Here is a 19,096-nt window from a genome sequence, read left to right as displayed (position 1 = left end):
CGGGCTACTTGCCCTGGCGGTGCTCGACCGCATACACGGCCGCCTGCACGCGGCTGGTGAGGTTGAGTTTTTTCAGCACGTTCTGCACGTGGATCTTGACCGTGCTTTCGGCCAGGTCGAGGGTGCGGGCGATGCCCTTGTTGCTTTCGCCGCGCGACAGGCAGTCGATGATTTCCTTTTCGCGCGGCGTGAGCTTGTCGAGTTCCGACACGGGTTCCTCGCGCCGCGTGCCCGCCTGCAGCTGCGCCACCAGCTTGCCCGTCATCGCTTCCGCGATGACGACTTCGCCGGCGGCCGCGCGGCGGATGGCGCGCACCAGGTAGTCGGCATCGATATTCTTGATCAGATAACCGCAGGCGCCCGCGCGCAGGGCCGTCGCCAGATCCTCGGCGTCCTCGGAAACGGTGAGCATGACGATGGCCGTGTCGGGACAGTCGTGCTGCATCAGCTGCAGCGCTTCCACGCCCGACATGCCGGCCATGTTCAGGTCCAGCAGTACCACGTCGGGCTGCAGCTGGATGGCGCGCTTGATGCCTTCGACGCCATCGGCCGCCTCGCCCACCACGGAAAAATCGGCATGCCGCTGCAGCAGCGAGCGTATGCCGCTGCGGAACAGCGCGTGGTCGTCCACCAGCATGACGGTGATCGGTTTATCGGGAGTCTCCATTTTTTTGTACTTTCAGATAGTGGCTTAGGCGGCGCGGCGCTGCTCGCGCGACAGGTGCAGTTCGACGGTCGTGCCGCCACCGGGACAGGCGTGCACGTCGAACGTCGCCTCGATGCGCTGCGCGCGCTCGCGCATGATATGGATGCCGACATGGCTGTCGCCCTTTTCCAGCACGGCGGCAGCATCGAAGCCGACGCCATTATCGCTGATCGTCAGCGTAAAGTCCTGATGATCGGCGAGACGCACCTCGACGTGGCTGGCCTGGGCATGCTTGCGGATGTTCGACAGCGCTTCCTGCACGATGAATAGTAACTGCAATTGCTGCTCGCGGGGGAATGGCGCGCCGTCGACATCGGCCAGCAGCTCGGCCTCGATGCCCGTCTGGCGGCGGAATTTCTCGATTGCCGCGCGCAGGGAGCCGATCAGGTCGTCCTCCATCAGGCGGCTGCGGAAGTTGGCCAGCAGTTCGCGCACGTCCTCGTAGCTTTCCTTCACGCCCGCATGCAGGGCCGGCACGATGCCCGCCACTTCATCGAAACGGGCATTGCGCACGGAGTCGTCCAGCATCTGCACCTGCAGGTTGAGGAAATTGAGGCTTTGCGCGATGCTGTCGTGCAGGCCCTGTGCCACCAGGTTGCGCTCCTCGGAAATGGCCATCTCGCGCTCGCGCGCGGCCAGGCGCAGGTTTTCCAGCGCGATGCCCAGCAGCTGGCCCAGGGTTTCCAGCAGCGCCAGCTCGCGCGCGGAAAACACACGCGCATGGCGGAAATGCAGGTTGAAAAAGCCCAGGTGCTGTTCGTGCGCATGGATGTGGAAGACGGAGACGGTGGCAAAGCCCTCGCGGTGGCAGCGCAGCTCGTGCGCCTTGTCGATGCGGCGCATGTCGTGCACCTTCGCCACCTTCATCTCGACGGCCGTGCCGCACAGGCAGTCGCCCACTTTCAGGCAGTGTTCCGACGCCACCAGTTCCTCGGACAGGCCCGTATGTACCACCATGTGCAGGTTGCCCCGCTCCGCATCGAGCACGCGCACGGTGGAGCCGTCGGCCTCGAAATAGTCGACGATGCGCTGCATGAAGCCGCCGCAAATGTCTTCCAGCGGCTGCGGGCGCTGCAGGAAAGCGGCGCTTTCGTACAGCAGCGCCAGTTCGCGGTTGCGGTACTCGAGGGTGGCCGTCTTGCTGCGCACGCCCTCTTCCAGGTTGCCGTACAGCGCCTGCAGGCGGTCGGCCATCTGGTTGAAGCCACTGGCCAGCTGGCCGAATTCGTCATTGCTTTCGACGGCCAGGCGCACGCTGAAATCGCGCTCCTTCATGCGCTGCATGCCCAGGCGCAGCCGCGTGACAGGCTCGATGATGAGCATGAACATCAGGTAAATCATGCTGACCGTGCCGATGACGGCCATGCCGACCAGGATCAGCTGCGAGGCGCGCAGCCAGAAGGTGCGCTGCTCGCTATCGTGCTCGATCAGGCGCACCAATTGATCGACCTGTCCCACGAAGGTATCGGCGTCATGCTCGAACTGGCGCGCGCGCGTGGTGGAATCGGCGGCCAGCGCGGCCGGACGCAAGGCGCCGCGCCAGGCGGCGCCGATACGCTCGAATTCCGACTTGATGGCAGTGCTGGGCGGCAGGAACAAGGGGCGCTGCGGGTCGCCGTGGCCGATCTTGGCCAGGGTCTCGTCGATCAGCAGCACCTGCTGGCGTGCCTGCTCGCCGGCATCGCTGGCCAGCAGCAGGGTCAAACGGTAGGTCTGCATGCGCAATCGCCCCGTTTCATTGATGGCGGCCGAACTGCCTTCGAGCTGCCACGACAGGAACAGGGTGCAGCCGATGGCACTCAGGGCCAGTACCAGCATGAGCAGCAGCGCGCCGACGATCTTGGTCGACAGCTTCTGCCAGGAGGAAAACATCGCCTTGAATTTCATAGTTCCTTTTGCTTTAACAAGCGCACCCCGAGCGCCACGACACCTGGCAAAACCGTAGCGAGCGGCAGTGATTTGTGGCCGAGAAGCGCAACCGTACTCTAGTACGGTGAGCATCGCCGGCCGCAAAGCGCGACGCGCAGTAGGTTTGGCCAGGTGTCCATCCTAGCCGCCCGTCTGTGCCATGAACCGGATAATTTTATCGGGCTGCGTATTGAAATCATGCTGCTGCGGCTTGAGTTCGATGGCGGCGCGGATCGCCGCTTCAATTTCCGCATCGGTGGCCCCGCCGCGCAGCATGGGGCCAAGGGCGAATTTCTCTTCCTGCCCCAGGCACAGGTACAGGGTACCATCGACGGACAGGCGCACGCGGTTGCAGGTGGCGCAAAAATGCTGCGACATCGGCGTGATGAAGCCGATGCTCGAACGGCCATCGGCTGTCGCCATATAGCGTGCCGGCCCGCCACCGAGTTCTTGCGCCTGCGGCACCAGGCCAAAGCGGGCCGCCAGGCGCTCGCGCACGGGGCCCAGCGGCATGTAGCTGGCATTGCGGCCCGTACTACCCATCGGCATGGCTTCGATCAGGCGCAGGATGAACTGCTGCTCGATGCAAAACGCCGCCATGGCCTCGATCTGGCCATCATTGACGCCGCGCATGGCCACCATATTGATCTTGATCGGGTCGAAACCGGCCGCCTTGCCCGCCATCAGGCCATCCAGAATAGGCTGCAGGCTGTCGCGTCCCGTGATCTGCTGCATGCAGGCGCGGTCCAGCGAGTCCAGGCTGACGTTGATGCGGTCCACGCCCGCCGCGCGCAAGGCCACGGCGTGCTTGCCCAACTGGGTGGCGTTGGTCGACAGCGACAAATCGTCCAAACCGGGCAATGCGGTCAGCCGCTGCGCCAGCTCGGGCAGATTGCGCCGCAACAGCGGCTCGCCGCCCGTCAGGCGCACGCGGCGCGTGCCGAGGCGAACGAAGATGCCCAGCAAGCGTTCGATCTCGTCGAACGTCAGCCAGGCCTTCGGCTCCTCGAAACCGCGAAAGCCCTTGGGCATGCAATAACTGCAGCGCAAATCGCAGCGGTCGGTGACGGACAGCCGCACATAATCGATCGAACGGCCAAAACGGTCCTGCAACTTGACGCTACCCATGACGCTACTCCTGATTCTTCCGTGATTGTAAAGGCTGGGGCACGATCTGGCTGTGCCCCAGAAGGCCTAGCGGCCTACGCCTTTCGGGCTATTGCACCAATGGACTGGCTGTGCCTTCGGCGCTGGCACCTTCCAGTTCAATGCCGGCGATGTCGGCGCGCCCCACCAGCAAGTGCAGATACTGGTGCACGGCGCGCTGCCAGGCGGCGCGCGCCAGGCGGTCGGCGATCTGCGCCTGCACCGCCTCGTAGGCGATGGCCTGGCCTTCGACCCGGCGCAGCACTTGCACGATGTGGTAGCCAAAGCGCGTTTCCAGCAAGTGGCCGGCCAGCGCGCCCGCCTCGAGGCGGAACAGCAGCGCGTCGAATTCCGGCACGCTCTGGCCCGGCGACAGCTGGCCCAGATTGCCGCCCAGCGCGCCCGACGGACAGTTCGAATACTGCGCCGCCAGTTCGGCGAAGCGCTCGGGCGCCAGTTTGAGGGCGTCGAGCACGGCTTGCGCCGTCGTGCGCAGCAACTCCAAAGGCGCCTCGGGCGTCACCTGGAACAGGATGTGGCGCGCCTCGACCAGCGCGCCGCTGCGAAACAGCTGCGGGCGCTGCGCATAAAAGGTGCGGCAAGCCGCATCGTCGGCCGGCGGCACGCGCACTTCCTGCTCGAACAGCGCTTCGACCAGGGCATCGTCGCTATCAGCCTGCAAGCCCAGGCGCTGAGCCTCGTCCAGCAGCAGGCGGCGCAGCACCAGTTCATGCACGGCCTGCTTCAGCGGATTGCCCGCCTGCTGGTGGTGCGGCAGTTCCTGCGCGATGTCGGCATCGTCGATATCGATGCCATTGACGGAAATTCCCATGATGATTCTCCTTTCAATGACCGCCTTAGCGGCGGCGCACCAGTTGCCAGGTGCGTCCCAGATATGCGACTGCGCCAAAGCCGCTCCACACGTGCACCAGGCGGGTGAACGGGAAGATGACGAACAGCGACATGCCCATGAACAGATGCAGCTTGAACACCAGCGGCGCATCGACGATGAAGCCGGCCGCGTCGCCGCGGAAGGTGACGATGTGCTGTGCCCAGTTCATCAGCAAGACCATCATGTGGCCATCCATGTGCGACGCCGAGACAAAGATCGACGACAGGCCCAGCAGCAAGGTCAGCAAAATCCACAGCATCACCAGCTTGTCGCCGGCCGTGGTGACGGCGCGCAGCCGGTCATTGGAAAAGCGGCGCACCAGCAGGATCAGCAGGCCGGCAAGGCACAGGCCGCCCATGATGCCGCCAGCGGCCATGGCCACGCCCTGTTTCAGGCTGTGCGTCACGCCCAGCGTATCCCACACCCAGACGGGCGTGAGCAAGCCGGCCGCATGGCCGAACAGCAGGCCGATGATGCCGATGTGGAACAGGATATTGCCCAGGCGCAGGCTGCCACGGTGCAGCAGCTGGCTGGAATCGGACTTCCACGTGTATTGCTCGCGGTCGAAACGGATCAGGCTGCCGAGGAAAAAGATCGCCAGCGCGATGTATGGATAAATGCCATACACAAATTGATGCAAGTAATTACTCATGATGTACTCTCCTCATGCGGGCGCAAGCGGCCAATTAAGCGGCGCGCCGCGGCTGCGGGTGAAAATGCACGGGATGGACGCCGCCCGGGGCTTGACGCAGCAAGGGCTCGACGCCATCCGCACCGGGACCGAAGGTTTCCAGCGCTTCATCCATGTCGCGGATGGGCGGCTCGGCCAGCATTTCGGCCGCCACGGGGCTCAGGCGTTCGAGCACCGTGAAGACGGGCGCATACGGACTGCCGTTGGCCGTCAGCTTGCGGCCGATATGCGCCAGTACGTGGACGGCGTCGCCCAGCAGCGGCGCCGATGCGGCCTCGTCGAGCTGCGCCAAAAATTCCAGGAACAGGGGCACGAAGTCGGGTAAATCGTCGCCCGTCATCTGCAAGCCATGGCGCTTGTATTCCTCCATCAGGTCAACCATGGCCTGGCCCCGGTCGCGCGATTCGCCGTGGATATGTTCGAACAGGTGCAGCGAGTGCGACGGATTGCGGTCGAACGTGGCCACGTACTGCTGCTGCAGGTCGATCAGGCTGCTGCTTTCCAGGTGCGCCAGCAAGGGTAGCAACAGCGCGTGCTGCTCCGGCATGGCCGCCAGCGCCGCATCGAGCTCGGGCAGATGCGCGATCAGCTCGGGCTCGGGATACAGCAGCAGGCGCGAGAGGATTTGATACTGATTCATAGCGTGTGTCATATCGGTTCCTTAAGCGCCAGGCGCCGTTTTGCGCGACTTCGGCATCTGCATGAAGATGGCCGAACCGTGTTTTTTCTTGCCGAACAAGGTCGGTTCGCTGGTGCCGTCCGAGCAGCCATTGCCGAAACTGAAGCCGCACGAACCCTTCTCGTTGAAGCTGTCCTCGGCCATTTCCTTGTGGCTGCTGGGGATGACGAAGCGGTCTTCGTAATTGGCAATCGCCATGATGTGGTACATGTCCTCCACCTGCGCCTTGGTCAGACCCACTTGCTTCAATACGGTCAGGTTCTCCACCTTCTCGACCGTTTTGCTGCGCATGTAGGCACGCATGGCCAGCATGCGGTCCAGCGCCGTGACGATGGGCGGCTGGTCGCCGGCCGTCAGCAAATTGGCCAGGTACTGCACGGGAATGCGCAGGCTTTGCGTATCCGGCAGCATGCCGTTCACGCCCAGCTTGCCCGATTCGGCGGCCGCCTGGATCGGCGACAGCGGTGGCACGTACCACACCATCGGCAAGGTGCGGTATTCGGGATGCAGCGGGAACGCCACTTTCCACTCGACGGCCATCTTGTAGACGGGCGACTTGACGGCCGCTTCCAGCCAAAGATCAGGAATGCCCTGGCGGCGCGCCTCGGCGATGATGGCCGGGTCGTGCGGATCGAGGAACAGATCGAGCTGCGCCTGGTACAGATCCTGCTCTTGCGGCACGGAGGCCGCTGCCTCGATCTTGTCGGCGTCATACAGCAGCACGCCCAGGTAGCGGATGCGGCCCACGCACGTTTCCGAGCACACGGTAGGCTGACCAGCCTCGATGCGCGGGAAGCAGAAGGTGCACTTCTCGGCCTTGCCGGACGACCAATTGTAGTAAATCTTCTTGTACGGGCAACCGGAGATGCACATGCGCCAGCCGCGGCATTTGTCCTGGTCGATCAGCACGATGCCGTCGTCTTCGCGCTTGTACACGGAGCCGGACGGGCAAGACGCCACGCACGTCGGATTGAGGCAATGCTCGCACAGGCGCGGCAGATACATCATGAAGGTGTTTTCGAACGTGCCGTACATCTCCTTCTGCATGTTGTCGAACAGTTTATCCTTGCTGCGCTGAGCAAACTCGCCGCCCAGGTCATCTTCCCAGTTCGGACCCCACTCGATTTTTTCCATCTTCTTCCCCGTCAGCACGGAGATCGGACGGGCCGTCGGCGGCGTCTGCGACAGCGGCGCGCTTTGCAGGTGCTCGTAGTCGTAGGTGAACGGCTCGTAGTACTCGTCAATCGCGGGCAGGTTCGGGTTGGCGAAGATATTGGCCAGGATTTTCAAACGGCTGCCCTGGCGCGGCTCGATCTTGCCAGCGTCCGTGCGGCGCCAGCCGCCGTTCCACTTGTCCTGGTTTTCCCACTGCTTCGGATAGCCGATGCCTGGTTTGGTTTCAACGTTGTTGAACCATGCGTACTCGACGCCGTCGCGGCTGGTCCACACGTTCTTGCAGGTGACGGAACAGGTGTGGCAGCCGATGCACTTGTCCAGGTTCAGCACCATGCCGATTTGCGCTCTGATTTTCATACTATGCTCCTTCTTCCTGCAACGGGCCTTCGAGCCAGTCAACCTTGTTCATCTTGCGCACCAATACGAATTCATCGCGGTTGGAGCCCACCGTGCCGTAGTAATTGAAGCCGTACGCCAGCTGCGCGTAGCCGCCGATCATGTGCGTCGGCTTGGGCACGGCGCGCGTCACCGAGTTATGGATGCCGCCCCGCTTGCCCGTCATCTCCGCGCCAGGCACGTTGATGATCTTTTCCTGCGCGTGGTACATCATCGTCATGCCGGCCGGGATGCGCTGGCTGACGACGGCACGCGCCGTCAGGCTGCCGTTCACGTTGAAGACTTCAATCCAGTCGTTGTCGACGATGCCGGCCGTCTTCGCGTCGGTCTCCGACAGCCACACGTGCGGTCCGCCGCGCGACAGGGTCAGCATGCGCAGGTTGTCCGAATACGTGGAGTGGATGCCCCACTTCTGGTGCGGCGTCAGGAAGTTCAGCGCCAGTTCCTTGTTGCCGTTCGGCCTGGTGCCCAGCAGCGCTTCCGTCGTCTTGGTGTTGATCGCCGGCTTGTACACGCACAGGCCTTCGCCGAAATCGCGCATCCACAGGTGATCCTGGTAAAACTGCTGGCGGCCCGTCAAGGTGCGCCAAGGGATCATTTCATGCACATTCGTGTAGCCGGCCGTGTAGCTGACTTCTTCGCTTTCCAGACCCGACCAGGTGGGCGAGGAAATGATCTTGCGCGGCTGCGCCTGCACATCGCGGAAGCGGATGCTGTCATGCTCGCGCGGCTTGGCCAGATGCGTGTGCTCGCGTCCCGTGATGGACGACAGCGCGGCCCAGGCCTTGACGGCCACGTGGCCATTCGTTTCCGGCGCCAGCGTCAGGATCATTTCCGCCGCGTCGATGGCCGTATCGAGACGCGGCTGGCCCTTCGACACGCCTTCATCGAGCACCGTGCGATTGATGCCGCGCAGGATCTCGACTTCATGGCCCGTTTTCCAGGAAATGCCCTTGCCGCCATTGCCGATGCTTTCCAGCAGCGGCCCGATCGAGGTGAACTTCTTGTACACGTCGCGGTAATTGCGCTCGACCACCGTCATGTTCGGCATGGTCTTGCCTGGAATGGCGTCGCATTCGCCGGCGCGCCAGTCCTTCGGATCGAAAGGCTGACCCAGTTCACCGGGCGTATCGTGCATCAGCGGCGTGAGGATGATGTCTTGCTGGGTGCCCAGCAGCTCGCCGCCGATTTCCGAGAATTTTTCGGCCAGCCCCTTGTAGATCTCCCAATCCGACTTCGATTGCCACAGCGGTTGCACGGCTTCCGACAGCGGGTGGATGAACGGGTGCATGTCCGAGGTGTTCAGATCGTCTTTTTCATACCAGGTGGCCGTCGGCAGCACCACGTCGCCATACAGACACGTGGTCGACATGCGGAAGTCCAGCACCACCAGCAGATCGAGCTTGCCTTCGGCGGCGGGACGCACTTTCACCTGTTTCGGCGTGATGCAGTCATCTTCGTCGCTGAGCAAGCCATTCTGCGTGCCCAGCAGGTATTTCAGGAAGTATTCGTGGCCCTTGCCCGAGCTGCCCAGGATGTTCGAGCGCCAGACAAACATATTGCGCGGGAAGTTGGCCGGATTGTCCGGGTCGTCGCACGAAAACTGCAGCTGGCCGGCCTTGATCTGGTCGAGCGCATATGCGGCCGGTGCCTGCCCCGCCGCCTTGGCGGCCTTGGCCACTTCCAGCGGATTGGTTTGCAGCTGCGGCGCCGATGGCAGCCAGCCCATGCGTTCAGCCTTGGCGTTGTAGTCGAGCAGGGTCAGGTCGCCCGTACCGCCGGCCGCCGATGGCGAGGCGATGTCGCCCGTTTCCAGCTTTTCGTGGCGCCATTGGCTGGTATGCGCATAGAAGAACGAGGTGCCGTTCATCTGACGCATCGGCCGTACCCAGTCCTGGGCGAAGGCCAAAGGCGTCCAGCCCGTTTGCGGACGCAGTTTTTCCTGGCCCACGTAATGGGCCCAGCCGCCACCGGACTGACCGATACAGCCGCACATCATCAGCATGTTGATGATGCCGCGATACGTCATGTCCATGTGGTACCAGTGATTCAGGCCGGCGCCCACGATGACCATGCTCTTGCCGCGTGTCTGGTCCGCGTTTTGCGCGAACTGGCGCGCCACGGTGATGACGTCGGCGCGCTTCACGCCCGTGTGCTTTTCCTGCCACGCGGGGGTGTACGGCACGTCGTCGTCATAGCTTTCCGCCACGTTTTCGCCACCGAGGCCACGGTCGATGCCGTAATTGGCCAGGGTCAGGTCGAACACGGTGGTGACCAACGCGGTGCTGCCGTCGGCCAGACGGATGGTTTTCACCGGCACCTTGCGCAGCAGCATGTCGGACGCATCCTTGCCGCCGAAGTAGGCAAAACCCACTTCCGTGACGGCGTCGCTATCGTTGATCATGGACAGCATCGGCACGATGGGCACGCCGCTGCCGCCGGCCTTCTGTTCCAGGTTCCACTTGCCCGACTCACCCCAGCGGAAGCCGATCGAGCCGGCCGGCGCGGTAATCGCACCCGTGGTTTCGTCGATGACCAGGGTTTTCCATTCCGGGTTATTCGTTTCGTCGAGGTTGTTGTCCAGGTGCGAAGCGCGCAAGAAGTAATCGGGCACCAGGGTGCCGTTATGCTCCTTGAGCAGCACCAGCATGGGGAAGTCCGTGTACTGGCGCGCATATTCGCGGAAATAGTCGGACTGGCCTTCCGAGTGGAATTCCTTCAGGATGACGTGGCCCATGGCCAGTGCCAGCGCGGCATCGGTGCCCTGCTTCGGCGCCAGCCAGATGTCGCCGAACTTCACCATTTCGCCGTAATCGGGCGAGATGGCCACGGTTTTCGTGCCCTTGTAGCGCACTTCCGTGTAGAAGTGGGCGTCCGGCGTGCGCGTCATCGGCACGTTCGAGCCCCACACCATCAGATAGGTCGAGTTGTACCAGTCGGCCGATTCCGGCACGTCCGTCTGTTCGCCCCACACTTGCGGGCTGGCCGGCGGCAAGTCGCAGTACCAGTCATAAAAGCTCAGGGCCACGCCGCCAATCAGCGACAGGTAGCGCGTGCCGGAGGCATAGCTGACCATGGACATGGCGGGAATCGGCGAGAAGCCGACGATGCGGTCCGGACCGTATTTCTTGATCGTCAGCGCATTCGCGGCGGCGATGATTTCATTCGATTCGTCCCACGTGGCGCGCACGAAGCCGCCCAGGCCGCGGATGGATTTGTACTGCTGCGAGCGCACGGGGTCCTGGCTGATCCAGTCCCAGGCGGTGACGGGGTCCATGGTCTTGCGCGCTTCGCGCCACATTTCCATCAGGCGGCCGCGCACCATCGGATATTTCACGCGCTGGGCCGAATACACGTACCAGGAATAGCTGGCGCCGCGCGGGCAGCCGCGCGGCTCGTGGTTGGGCAGGTCGGGCCGCGTGCGCGGGTAATCGGTTTGCTGGGTTTCCCAGGTGATCAGGCCATTCTTGACATACACCTTCCAGCTGCAAGAGCCGGTGCAGTTCACGCCATGCGTGGAGCGCACGATCTTGTCGTGCTGCCAGCGCTGGCGATAGGCGTTTTCCCAGGTGCGGTCTTCATCGACCACGGTGCCATGGCCGTTCGAGAACGGCTCGGCAGGCTTGCTAAAAAATTTAAGACGGTCCAGAAAGTGACTCATGCTACCTCCACATTGCGCCGCAGGAGCGGCGCCAGGTCATAAAAACGCTGCAAGCAGGATGGCTCAAGCGTCGATACAAACAGTCTATCGATGTGCCCTGCCCGGCGGTATTGGCAAGAAGTCGGTTTCGCGCACCAGGAATGCATAGATGGGTAGTCACTATTGCCTATGGGCGCGGCGAGCGTGCTGCGGTATACCTGTCGTCATCGTTCAACACAGAGAAAGAGCACCATGCCGATTACCGATTACGCCAGCCTGCTGCGCAGCGCCCACGACCAGGAGCAGCCGCAACGCCTGCTGTTCACCTTTACCCAGGCACAAGCCCAGCCTGGCGGCCAGGGCAAGTCCCTCACGCCCGTGATGTGCGCCGACAAGCTGCCCGATGAACTGGGCAGCTTCGAGACATTGATGGAGGAGTCGAAACAGATGCAGACGCACTGGGACGTGGTCTTCGTGGCGGGACTGGCGGGCCAGGACGGCCAGCCGCCCGCCGCGCAGGAATGCGAAGCGCCGCTGCGCGCCATGGTGACGGCCATCGAGCAAGGCCGCATCGACGGCCTGTTGGCGTTTGACCGCAGCGGGGATTTGTTACGTTTTAGCTGAGGGAACTTGTCGGATTACGGCCTGCGGCCTCGGCGGCCCCGCCTAATCCGACCTACCTGATGAGGCAACAGCGACGTAGGTCGGATTAGCGTAGCGTAATCCGACACATTGTTGGCGGCACGTTTCGGATTACCTGCCCGCATCCGGCCACGGGCGCTCATGCAAATGGCGCGCCCGTTCAATTGGGCAGACGAGCGGCAAAAACTGCTGCTGGCGCGCCGAATACGCCATCAGGGCGCCGCTGTCGATGTCGAAATACCAGCCATGCAATTTCAACACTCCCTGCTCCACCCGGCGCTTCAGCCAGGGATAGGTCAGCAGGTTGTCCAGCGACTGCAATATGCTGGCCAGCTCGCACGCATGGTGCTGTTCTTCCGACGAGCGGTGCGCCAGCTCGCGCCGCACGCGCTGCGCCACCGGTTCGGCGATGCGCATCCACTGTCCCACGAAGTCCGTTTCCTGCCCTTCCGCGCGCGGCTGCGGTTCCAGCAGCGCGCGGATGCCGCCGCAGCGCGCATGACCGAGCACGATGACCCTGGCCACTTCGAGCTTGCAGACGGCGAACTCGATGGCCGAGCTGACGCCGGGCGGCGCGTCCGGGGTACACGGCGGCACCAGGTTGGCGATATTGCGCACCACGAACATGTCACCCGGGTCGCTGCCCGTCAGCAGCATGGGGTCGACGCGCGAATCGCAGCAGCCGATCAGCAAGGTCGTGGGACGCTGCCCGTCGCGCAGGCTGTCGTACAAGGTCTGCGGCTCGCTGAAGTACTGCTGCTGAAACAGGCTGAAGCCGTTGACGAATTTTTCCAGTTCTTCCATGACATACTCTCATTTCTTCAACGTCTGGCAAGAACGACTTGCCAGACATTCCAACTTTAGCAAGGCATCGGCGCATTCTTGCGCGCATAGCACCACCAGGTGATCGCGATGCAGCTGACATAAAAGCCGATGAAGCACCACAGGGCCGCGTCGGGGCTGCCCGTCAGCGCAATCGAGGTGCCATAGCTTTTCGGGATGAAGAAGGCGCCGTAGGCCGCCACGGCCGACGTGAAGCCCAGGACTGCCGCGCCTTCCTTGTTGGCGTCGACGATGGCTTGCTCCTGCGCCGCCTTGCCCTTGCCGGCGGCCGCGCGCTGGTGCTCCGTCAAGAAGATCACGGGGATCATGCGGAAGGTCGACGCATTGCCGATGCCCGTGCCGGCGAACAGCAGCATGAACATCCAGAAGAAGCCGCTGAAGCTACCGCCTGCACCGGCTTGCGGCATGAAGTACAGCACGCCCAGCACGGCGCCTATCATCAGCAGGAAGGACCACAGGGTGACGCGGGCGCCGCCCAGTTTATCGGAAATCACGCCGCCGGCCACGCGCGCCAGCGCACCGACCAGAGGGCCGAGGAAAGCGTAATCGAGCGGGTTGACATCGGGGAACTGGATCTTGATTAGCAGGGGAAACGCGGCCGAATAACCGATGAAGGAGCCGAAGGTGCCCGTGTACAGCCAGCACATGAGCCAGTTGTGCTTGCGCTTGAAGATCACGGCCTGCTCGGAAAACGAAGCCTTGGCCGAGGCCAGGTCATTCATGCCGAACCAGGCCAGCAAGGTCGACAGCGCGATGAACGGCACCCAGATGAAGCCCGCGTTTTGCAGCCACATGTCCTTGCTCACGCCATTCTTGACCCAGGTCAGCGAATCGCCGCCCCAGGCGCCGAAGACGGCAAACGTGATCACCAGCGGCACGACGAACTGCACCACCGACACGCCCAGATTGCCCAGGCCCGCATTCATGCCCAGCGCGAAGCCCTTGCTCGCCTTCGGATAGAAAAAGCTGATGTTGGCCATCGACGAGGCGAAATTGCCGCCGCCGAAGCCGCACAGCAGGGCCAGAATCAGCATGGTCGGATAGCCCGTATTCACATCCTGCACGGCCAGGCCGATGCCGATGGCGGGAATCAGCAGCGAGCCGGTGGAAATGGCCGTCCAACGGCGGCCGCCGAAAATCGGCACCATGAACGAATAAAAGATGCGCAAGGTGGCGCCGGACAGGCCCGGCAAGGCCGTCAGCCAGAACAGCTGGTTGTTACTGTAGGTGAAACCGATGTTGGGCAGGTTGACCACCACCACGCTCCACACCATCCACACGGCGAACGCCAGCAGCAGCGCGGGAATCGAGATCCACAGATTGCGCGCGGCCGTGGACTTGCCCGTGTTTTGCCAGAAGCTGGGGCTTTCCGGCTCCCAGGTATTGATCATATAGCGGCTCATGCTTTAACTCCTGCAGGTTGAGTAGTTGGTGCCGCACGCAGCGGCTTGAACGAGAAATACATCCAGACGAGGGAAACGCAGACGGTGCCGTACAACAGCATGAAGGCGCTCGAACGCACGCCGGTGAAGTCCACCAGGGCGCCGAACATCACGGGCAGGATGAAGCCACCGAGACCGCCGGCCAGGCCCACCACGCCCGAAACGGCGCCGATGTTGTCGGAAAAATCATCGCCGATAAACTTGAAGACGGACGCCTTGCCCACGGCCATGGCGATGCCGACGATAAACAGCAGCGCGGTGAACCACAGCGGCGACAGGCCGATATGGATGGCCAGCGGCCCCGTGACGGTCTCGATCACCATCTGCGTTTGCGGATACGACAGCAGGAAGAAGCACACCCAGCACACCCACATCACGGCCCAGGTCACTTTCGCCGCACCGTATTTGTCCGAGATCCAGCCGCCAAACGCACGCAGCACGCCGCCCGGCAGCGAGAAGCAGGCCGCCAGCAGCGCAGCGTGCTTCAAATCAAAACCGTATTCGGCCACGTAGTACTTCGTCATCCACAGCGCCAGCGCCACATAGCCGCCAAACACCACCGAGTAGTACTGGCAGTAGCGCCACACGCGGGGGTCTTTCAGCACCTTCATCTGCGCCGAAAAACTTTCGCCCGATGGCGCCAGGTGCGATTTGTCCGTGTACGAAAACAGCCAGAAGATGATGGCCGTGGCCAGCATGGCCACCGCATACACCTTCGGCAGCATTTGCCAGCCGAAGGCGGCGACGATGCCCGGCGCGACGAACTTGGTCAGCGCGGAACCGGAGTTACCAGCGCCGAAGATGCCCATCGCCAGGCCGCGGCGCTCTTTTTCATACCAGCGCGCCACATACGGCGTGCCGACGGAAAACGAGCCGCCCGCCAGGCCCACGAACATGCCCAGCACGAGGAAGTGCCAGTAGGCGGTGGCGTAGGAAATCAGGTAGATCGGCACCACGCTGGCCAGCATCAGCCAAAAGAAGACGCGGCGTCCGCCGTATTTGTCGGTCCAGATGCCCAGCGGCACGCGCACGAGAGAGCCCGTCAGCACGGGCATGGCGGCCAGCAGGCCGAATTGCGTTTCAGTCAAGCCCAGGCTGGTCTTGATGGGGATGCCCAGTACGGCAAACATCATCCAGACTGCAAAGCAGATGGTAAACGCGAAGGTACTGCTGACCAGCACGGAAAACTGCTTGCGCCGCATGCCGGGTTCGACTGCCTTGTTACTACTGTTGTTCTTAGTGCCATCTAGGGTAGCCACGATGTTTCTCCATGAATGCACTGGCCGTCTGGCCAGCCGTCCCGACCAGCTTACGTGGCAGAGGCGAAAGGCACTATCGGCCACAGGGTGATTCTGGAAAGGCAATCTGGATAGCCGTATCGGCAAAAGTGACTAGAAACAGGTACCCGAACCTAGGCTGGATGGCGGGCGTTTTACAAACGCAGGTATTTTTGGCACACTCGGAACCGGCACAACAGGGAGCGGCATGGAGAACAGAACGGAAGCAGATGAAATCGTCACCCGTATGGCCGGGCATGGCGACGTGGCAGCCATGCTGGCCTGCGACGAATATGCGCAGGCGCACCCGGAGCGTGGCGATGCCGTGCGCGCCGCCGTCGGCAAAGGGCACTGCCAGGTGGCCATCGGCAATGGGCAGGTGGCTGGCTATGTGCTCACGCACGACGACTTCTTCGGCTACGGCTTCGTCTCGCTGGTGGTGGTCGCTCCCGGCCAGCAGCGGCGCGGCGTGGGCTTGCGCCTGCTGGCCGCCGCCGAAGCCGCGTGCCAGACTGAGAAGCTGTTCACCTCGACGAACCAGTCCAACGGCGCCGCGCAACGGCTGTTCGCCAGCGCGGGCTTCGTGCGCAGCGGCCAGATCGACCATCTCGACGAGGGCGACCCGGAGCTGGTGTACATGAAATGGTGCCGCTGATTGCGCGTCCTCCCGACGGCGTATGGCGCAGGACGCCAAAGGCGGCTATGCTGGCGCCATCGTCAATCAACGCCCATCACATCACGCATGGATTATCTGAGCCTCAAGCACTTCCACATGGCTTGCGCCGCCGCCAGCGGCTGTCTTTTCCTCTTGCGCGGCGCCTGGATGCTGCGCGCCTCGCCCGCCTTGCAGCAGCGCTGGGTAAAAATCCTGCCGCACCTGATCGACACGGCCCTGCTGGCCAGCGCCATCGCCCTGGCCGTGTGGAGCGGCCAGTCGCCGGGCAGCCAGCCCTGGCTGGCCGCCAAGCTGTGCGCGCTGGTGGCCTACATCGTGCTGGGCACCATCGCACTGAAACTCGGCAAGACGCCGGCCGTGCGCGGCGCCGCCTTCGCGCTCGCCGTGCTGGTCTTCGGTTACATCGTCGCCGTGGCCGTCACCAAACAGGCCTGGCCGCTCTGATGCATCAGAAAATGTAGCGCAGGGTGACGCTGGCATTGCGCGGCGCACCCCAATACGCCTGGTTGTACATGCCAAGCTGGCTGTAGTAATGCTTGTCGAACAGGTTGTTGACGTTTGCCTGCAGCGACAGCTGGCGCGACAGCGCATATTTGGCCATCAGGCTGGCCACGGCATAGCCGCCCTGCGCCACGCGTTCGACACCGTTCGGCCCCGTGGCATCGCGGTAGGCGCCGCTCTGCCAGTTCACGCCGCCGCCCACGGACAAGGCGCGCCAGTCGCCACGCAGCTGATACGTGGAAAACACGCGCGCCAGGGTCTGCGGCACATAGCTGTTCAGGCGCGCGCCCGTGTTGTCCTCAGCCGCCGCGTGCGACACGCTGGCCGATACGTTCCAGCCCTTGGCCAGTTCACCCGAGACGTCCAGTTCCACACCCTTGCTGGTGGTGCCCGAGGCCGCGAAATACGCCTGCGTCAGCGAATTGCCGACAAAATGGCCCGTGTCTTCCTGCGCCAGGCCATCCTGCGCGATGCGGAACACGGCCAGTGCCGCATTGAGTTTGCCGCCAAAATACTCGCCCTTCACGCCCGCTTCCACATTCTTGCCCTGCACGGGATCGAGGTAGCGGCCAAACCGGTCCTGGTAGCCCTGCGGCTTGAAGATCTTGCTGTAGCTGGTGTACAGCGCATGCCGCGCGTCGATATCCCATACCAGCCCCGCATACGGCGTGACGGCATGCTTGGCATAGGCGTAGCTGCCGCCCCAGTCATCGACGTGATCGGCCTTGTAGCGGCTGTAGCGCGCGCCGACGATCAGTTTCAAGGGGTCGGCCAGCGAAAAGCGCGCCGTGCCATAGATGCCGCGCTGCTGCACCGTGTCGAGCAGCTTCCAGCGCGAGAAATTCGGGTTATTCCAGTCCGGTTCCGGCGTCACGCCCTGCCATTGATGGAAATTGCCGTAGTCGACGCTGCCACCGGCGATGCCCGGATTGCTGGAAAACTGCTTGCTGCCCGAGACACCGAACGCCAGGTCGTGCGTGCGCCCCAGCAGTTGCAGCGGCCCCTGGACATAGGCGTCGACGCTGTCCTGGCGCCGCGTGCCCGAGTAAAAGCCGGAGTAACCCGTCACGCCCTGCCCCGTGGCCTTGTCCGGCCAGGTATTGGCGAAGAGCTCGGCCGCCGAATAATCGCCCCAGCCGTGATTCAGCATGGCCGTCAGATTCCAGCCGCTGCCCAGGCTTTGCTCCAGGCGCAAGAAAGCCGTCTGGCTGCTGCTGAACCAGCGGCTCCAGGTGGTGGCCGTGGTGGCCGAGCGGGACAAGGTGGCCCGTTCTCCATCCGCATACCACAGCGGCAAGCCGCCATACATGCCGCCGCGCGGGCGGTTATCCTGGTATTCATAGCCGGCGATCAGCACGCTGCCGGGCGCCAGGTCCGCTTCCACGGTGGCGTAGGCCATGGCCTTCTTGCCGTGGTACAGATCCACATACGATTCGCTGTCCTGATAGCTGGCCACGACACGGCCGCGCACCTTGCCATCCGCAGTCAACGGTGTGGACAGGTCGGCGCTGGCGCGCGCATGGTTCCAGGAACCCAGGCTCAGGGACGCCGCACCGGCCAGCTGCGTCGACGAGGCGCGCTTGCGCACCAGGTTGATGGTGGCCGACGGTTCGCCCGCGCCCGTCAGCAGGCCGGTGGCGCCGCGCACGATCTCGACCCTGTCGTAGGCCGTCATGTCCAGCGTGCTGTCGCCCACGTTGTAGGCATTGTCGACCGTGGTGGGGATACCGTCGTACTGGTAGCTGGCGATGGAAAAGCCGCGTGCAAAAAACGAGGTACGATCACTGTCATAGCGGTTGATGGCGATGCCGGCCGCGTTTTGCAGCACCTCTTCCACCGTTTGCAGATTCTGGTCATCCATCTGCTGGCGCGTGACCACGCTGACGGCTTGCGGCGTCTCGCGCACGGACAAGCCCAGGCGCGTGGCCGAGCGCATGGTCTGCGTCGTATAGGCGCCGCTGCCTTCCGTCGCGCCGTTCGCATCAAAGCTGGCACTGACCTTCATCTCGGGCATGGTCTGGCCGCCATCTGCGGGCGCCACGTCGAGCACATAGCCGCCATTCGCCTGCGGCACGGCACGCAAGCCCGAGCCGGCGACGATGGCGCCCAGCGCTTCAGGCACGCTGTAGCTGCCCGTCAGGCCGGCGCTGCGCTTGCCCGCCAAGGCGGCGGCCTGGTAAGAAAGCATGGTGCCCGTCTGCTGACCGAAGCGCACCAGTACCAGTTCCAGGGTGCCGGCAGGTATCGCTATGGGCATGCGCGCCGCATTGGCGGCCTGCGCGGCAGGAGCCAGGATGGAGGCGCCGCCGGCGGCGAGCAGCCACAGGGCCTGGCTGACGGCCAGCGCCGCCACACTGCGGCGGCATACGGTGGAAGCGGAAGAAGCGTAAATGGGTGTTGTGCTGGGCATGCGGACTGGTTTCCTGAAAGTGAATGAAGGGTTCACTTGCCATGTCACGCGAAAATCAAAAACCCCTCAGT

Annotated in this window: 15 protein-coding genes; 3 read left to right on the top strand and 12 right to left on the bottom strand. The window is 63.3% G+C overall.

Going from position 1 to position 19,096, the window contains the following annotated elements:
* Positions 1–4: 4 nt before the first annotated feature.
* From C8C92_RS13875 to C8C92_RS13840, 8 genes are all read right to left on the bottom strand, one after another.
* Positions 5–667, bottom strand: coding sequence for a response regulator (locus C8C92_RS13875; protein ID WP_099763987.1), 663 nt, complete (start codon positions 665–667; stop codon positions 5–7).
* Positions 668–691: 24 nt separating this feature from the next.
* The gene (locus C8C92_RS13870) at positions 692–2,593 is read right to left on the bottom strand and encodes a type IV pili methyl-accepting chemotaxis transducer N-terminal domain-containing protein (protein ID WP_116744258.1); all 1,902 of its coding nucleotides are present in this window, start codon (positions 2,591–2,593) and stop codon (positions 692–694) included.
* Between the two features lie 162 nt (positions 2,594–2,755).
* Entirely contained in the window at positions 2,756–3,742 is a 987-nt protein-coding gene (moaA, locus tag C8C92_RS13865) for a GTP 3',8-cyclase MoaA (protein WP_116744257.1), read from the bottom strand.
* An 88-nt stretch (positions 3,743–3,830) separates the two neighbouring features.
* Positions 3,831–4,592 carry a peptidylprolyl isomerase gene (locus tag C8C92_RS13860; protein ID WP_116744256.1) on the bottom strand — a complete coding sequence of 254 codons (762 nt, stop codon included), beginning with the start codon at positions 4,590–4,592 and terminating at the stop codon, positions 3,831–3,833.
* A gap of 25 nt (positions 4,593–4,617) precedes the next feature.
* Complete coding sequence (narI, locus tag C8C92_RS13855) at positions 4,618–5,304, bottom strand: respiratory nitrate reductase subunit gamma (protein ID WP_116744255.1); 687 nt, start codon at positions 5,302–5,304, stop codon at positions 4,618–4,620.
* Positions 5,305–5,338: 34 nt separating this feature from the next.
* On the bottom strand, positions 5,339–5,995 hold the full coding sequence (gene narJ, locus C8C92_RS13850; protein WP_243420206.1) for a nitrate reductase molybdenum cofactor assembly chaperone: 657 nt from the start codon (positions 5,993–5,995) through the stop codon (positions 5,339–5,341).
* A gap of 9 nt (positions 5,996–6,004) precedes the next feature.
* Positions 6,005–7,555: a nitrate reductase subunit beta gene (narH, locus tag C8C92_RS13845; protein ID WP_034781611.1), complete on the bottom strand. Its 1,551-nt coding sequence runs from the start codon at positions 7,553–7,555 to the stop codon at positions 6,005–6,007.
* A 1-nt stretch (position 7,556) separates the two neighbouring features.
* Complete coding sequence (locus C8C92_RS13840; RefSeq protein ID WP_116744253.1) at positions 7,557–11,255, bottom strand: nitrate reductase subunit alpha; 3,699 nt, start codon at positions 11,253–11,255, stop codon at positions 7,557–7,559.
* Between the two features lie 231 nt (positions 11,256–11,486).
* Here C8C92_RS13840 and C8C92_RS13835 point away from each other — a divergent pair, with 231 nt between their 5' ends.
* Positions 11,487–11,858: a ribonucleotide reductase subunit alpha gene (locus tag C8C92_RS13835; protein ID WP_116744252.1), complete on the top strand. Its 372-nt coding sequence runs from the start codon at positions 11,487–11,489 to the stop codon at positions 11,856–11,858.
* 129 nt (positions 11,859–11,987) lie between these two features.
* On the opposite strand, the gene C8C92_RS13830 is transcribed toward C8C92_RS13835, so the two are convergent.
* From C8C92_RS13830 to C8C92_RS13820, 3 genes are read right to left on the bottom strand one after another with little or no spacing between them, the layout of a single operon-like run.
* A complete protein-coding gene (locus tag C8C92_RS13830; protein ID WP_099763996.1) occupies positions 11,988–12,680 on the bottom strand; it encodes a carbonic anhydrase in 693 nt (230 codons plus the stop codon).
* 56 nt (positions 12,681–12,736) lie between these two features.
* Positions 12,737–14,122 (bottom strand): NarK family nitrate/nitrite MFS transporter, encoded by a 1,386-nt coding sequence (locus C8C92_RS13825; RefSeq protein ID WP_099763997.1) that lies wholly within the window; start codon positions 14,120–14,122, stop codon positions 12,737–12,739.
* Entirely contained in the window at positions 14,119–15,363 is a 1,245-nt protein-coding gene (locus tag C8C92_RS13820; RefSeq protein WP_099763998.1) for a nitrate/nitrite transporter, read from the bottom strand. The genes C8C92_RS13825 and C8C92_RS13820 overlap by 4 nt, the downstream gene beginning before the upstream one ends.
* Before the next feature lie 283 nt (positions 15,364–15,646).
* On the opposite strand from C8C92_RS13820, the gene C8C92_RS13815 reads away from it, so the two are divergent.
* Together C8C92_RS13815 and C8C92_RS13810 are read left to right on the top strand one after the other, a co-directional pair.
* Positions 15,647–16,093 (top strand): GNAT family N-acetyltransferase, encoded by a 447-nt coding sequence (locus C8C92_RS13815; protein WP_099763999.1) that lies wholly within the window; start codon positions 15,647–15,649, stop codon positions 16,091–16,093.
* Between the two features lie 87 nt (positions 16,094–16,180).
* Positions 16,181–16,558: a SirB2 family protein gene (locus C8C92_RS13810; protein WP_116744251.1), complete on the top strand. Its 378-nt coding sequence runs from the start codon at positions 16,181–16,183 to the stop codon at positions 16,556–16,558.
* Positions 16,559–16,562: 4 nt separating this feature from the next.
* Here C8C92_RS13810 and C8C92_RS13805 read toward each other — a convergent pair whose 3' ends face one another.
* Positions 16,563–19,025, bottom strand: a complete 2,463-nt coding sequence (locus tag C8C92_RS13805; RefSeq protein WP_116744250.1) for a TonB-dependent receptor — start codon at positions 19,023–19,025, stop codon at positions 16,563–16,565.
* Positions 19,026–19,096: the final 71 nt, after the last annotated feature.

The organism is Janthinobacterium sp. 78 (assembly GCF_003096775.1).
Taxonomy (GTDB): domain Bacteria; phylum Pseudomonadota; class Gammaproteobacteria; order Burkholderiales; family Burkholderiaceae_D; genus Janthinobacterium; species Janthinobacterium tructae.
The sequence above is the reverse complement of the archived record's forward strand: the minus strand, read 5'-3'. Positions and strand labels throughout refer to the sequence as shown.

What these genes read in the sequence shown, in the direction of transcription:
- C8C92_RS13875 (WP_099763987.1), bottom strand. Translation starts at nt 667, where the DNA reads ATGGAGACTCCCGATAAACCGATCACCGTCATGCTGGTGGACGACCAC.
- C8C92_RS13870 (WP_116744258.1), bottom strand. Translation starts at nt 2,593, where the DNA reads ATGAAATTCAAGGCGATGTTTTCCTCCTGGCAGAAGCTGTCGACCAAG.
- moaA (WP_116744257.1), bottom strand. Translation starts at nt 3,742, where the DNA reads ATGGGTAGCGTCAAGTTGCAGGACCGTTTTGGCCGTTCGATCGATTAT.
- C8C92_RS13860 (WP_116744256.1), bottom strand. Translation starts at nt 4,592, where the DNA reads ATGGGAATTTCCGTCAATGGCATCGATATCGACGATGCCGACATCGCG.
- narI (WP_116744255.1), bottom strand. Translation starts at nt 5,304, where the DNA reads ATGAGTAATTACTTGCATCAATTTGTGTATGGCATTTATCCATACATC.
- narJ (WP_243420206.1), bottom strand. Translation starts at nt 5,995, where the DNA reads ATGACACACGCTATGAATCAGTATCAAATCCTCTCGCGCCTGCTGCTG.
- narH (WP_034781611.1), bottom strand. Translation starts at nt 7,555, where the DNA reads ATGAAAATCAGAGCGCAAATCGGCATGGTGCTGAACCTGGACAAGTGC.
- C8C92_RS13840 (WP_116744253.1), bottom strand. Translation starts at nt 11,255, where the DNA reads ATGAGTCACTTTCTGGACCGTCTTAAATTTTTTAGCAAGCCTGCCGAG.
- C8C92_RS13835 (WP_116744252.1), top strand. Translation starts at nt 11,487, where the DNA reads ATGCCGATTACCGATTACGCCAGCCTGCTGCGCAGCGCCCACGACCAG.
- C8C92_RS13830 (WP_099763996.1), bottom strand. Translation starts at nt 12,680, where the DNA reads ATGGAAGAACTGGAAAAATTCGTCAACGGCTTCAGCCTGTTTCAGCAG.
- C8C92_RS13825 (WP_099763997.1), bottom strand. Translation starts at nt 14,122, where the DNA reads ATGAGCCGCTATATGATCAATACCTGGGAGCCGGAAAGCCCCAGCTTC.
- C8C92_RS13820 (WP_099763998.1), bottom strand. Translation starts at nt 15,363, where the DNA reads ATGCGGCGCAAGCAGTTTTCCGTGCTGGTCAGCAGTACCTTCGCGTTT.
- C8C92_RS13815 (WP_099763999.1), top strand. Translation starts at nt 15,647, where the DNA reads ATGGAGAACAGAACGGAAGCAGATGAAATCGTCACCCGTATGGCCGGG.
- C8C92_RS13810 (WP_116744251.1), top strand. Translation starts at nt 16,181, where the DNA reads ATGGATTATCTGAGCCTCAAGCACTTCCACATGGCTTGCGCCGCCGCC.
- C8C92_RS13805 (WP_116744250.1), bottom strand. Translation starts at nt 19,025, where the DNA reads ATGCCCAGCACAACACCCATTTACGCTTCTTCCGCTTCCACCGTATGC.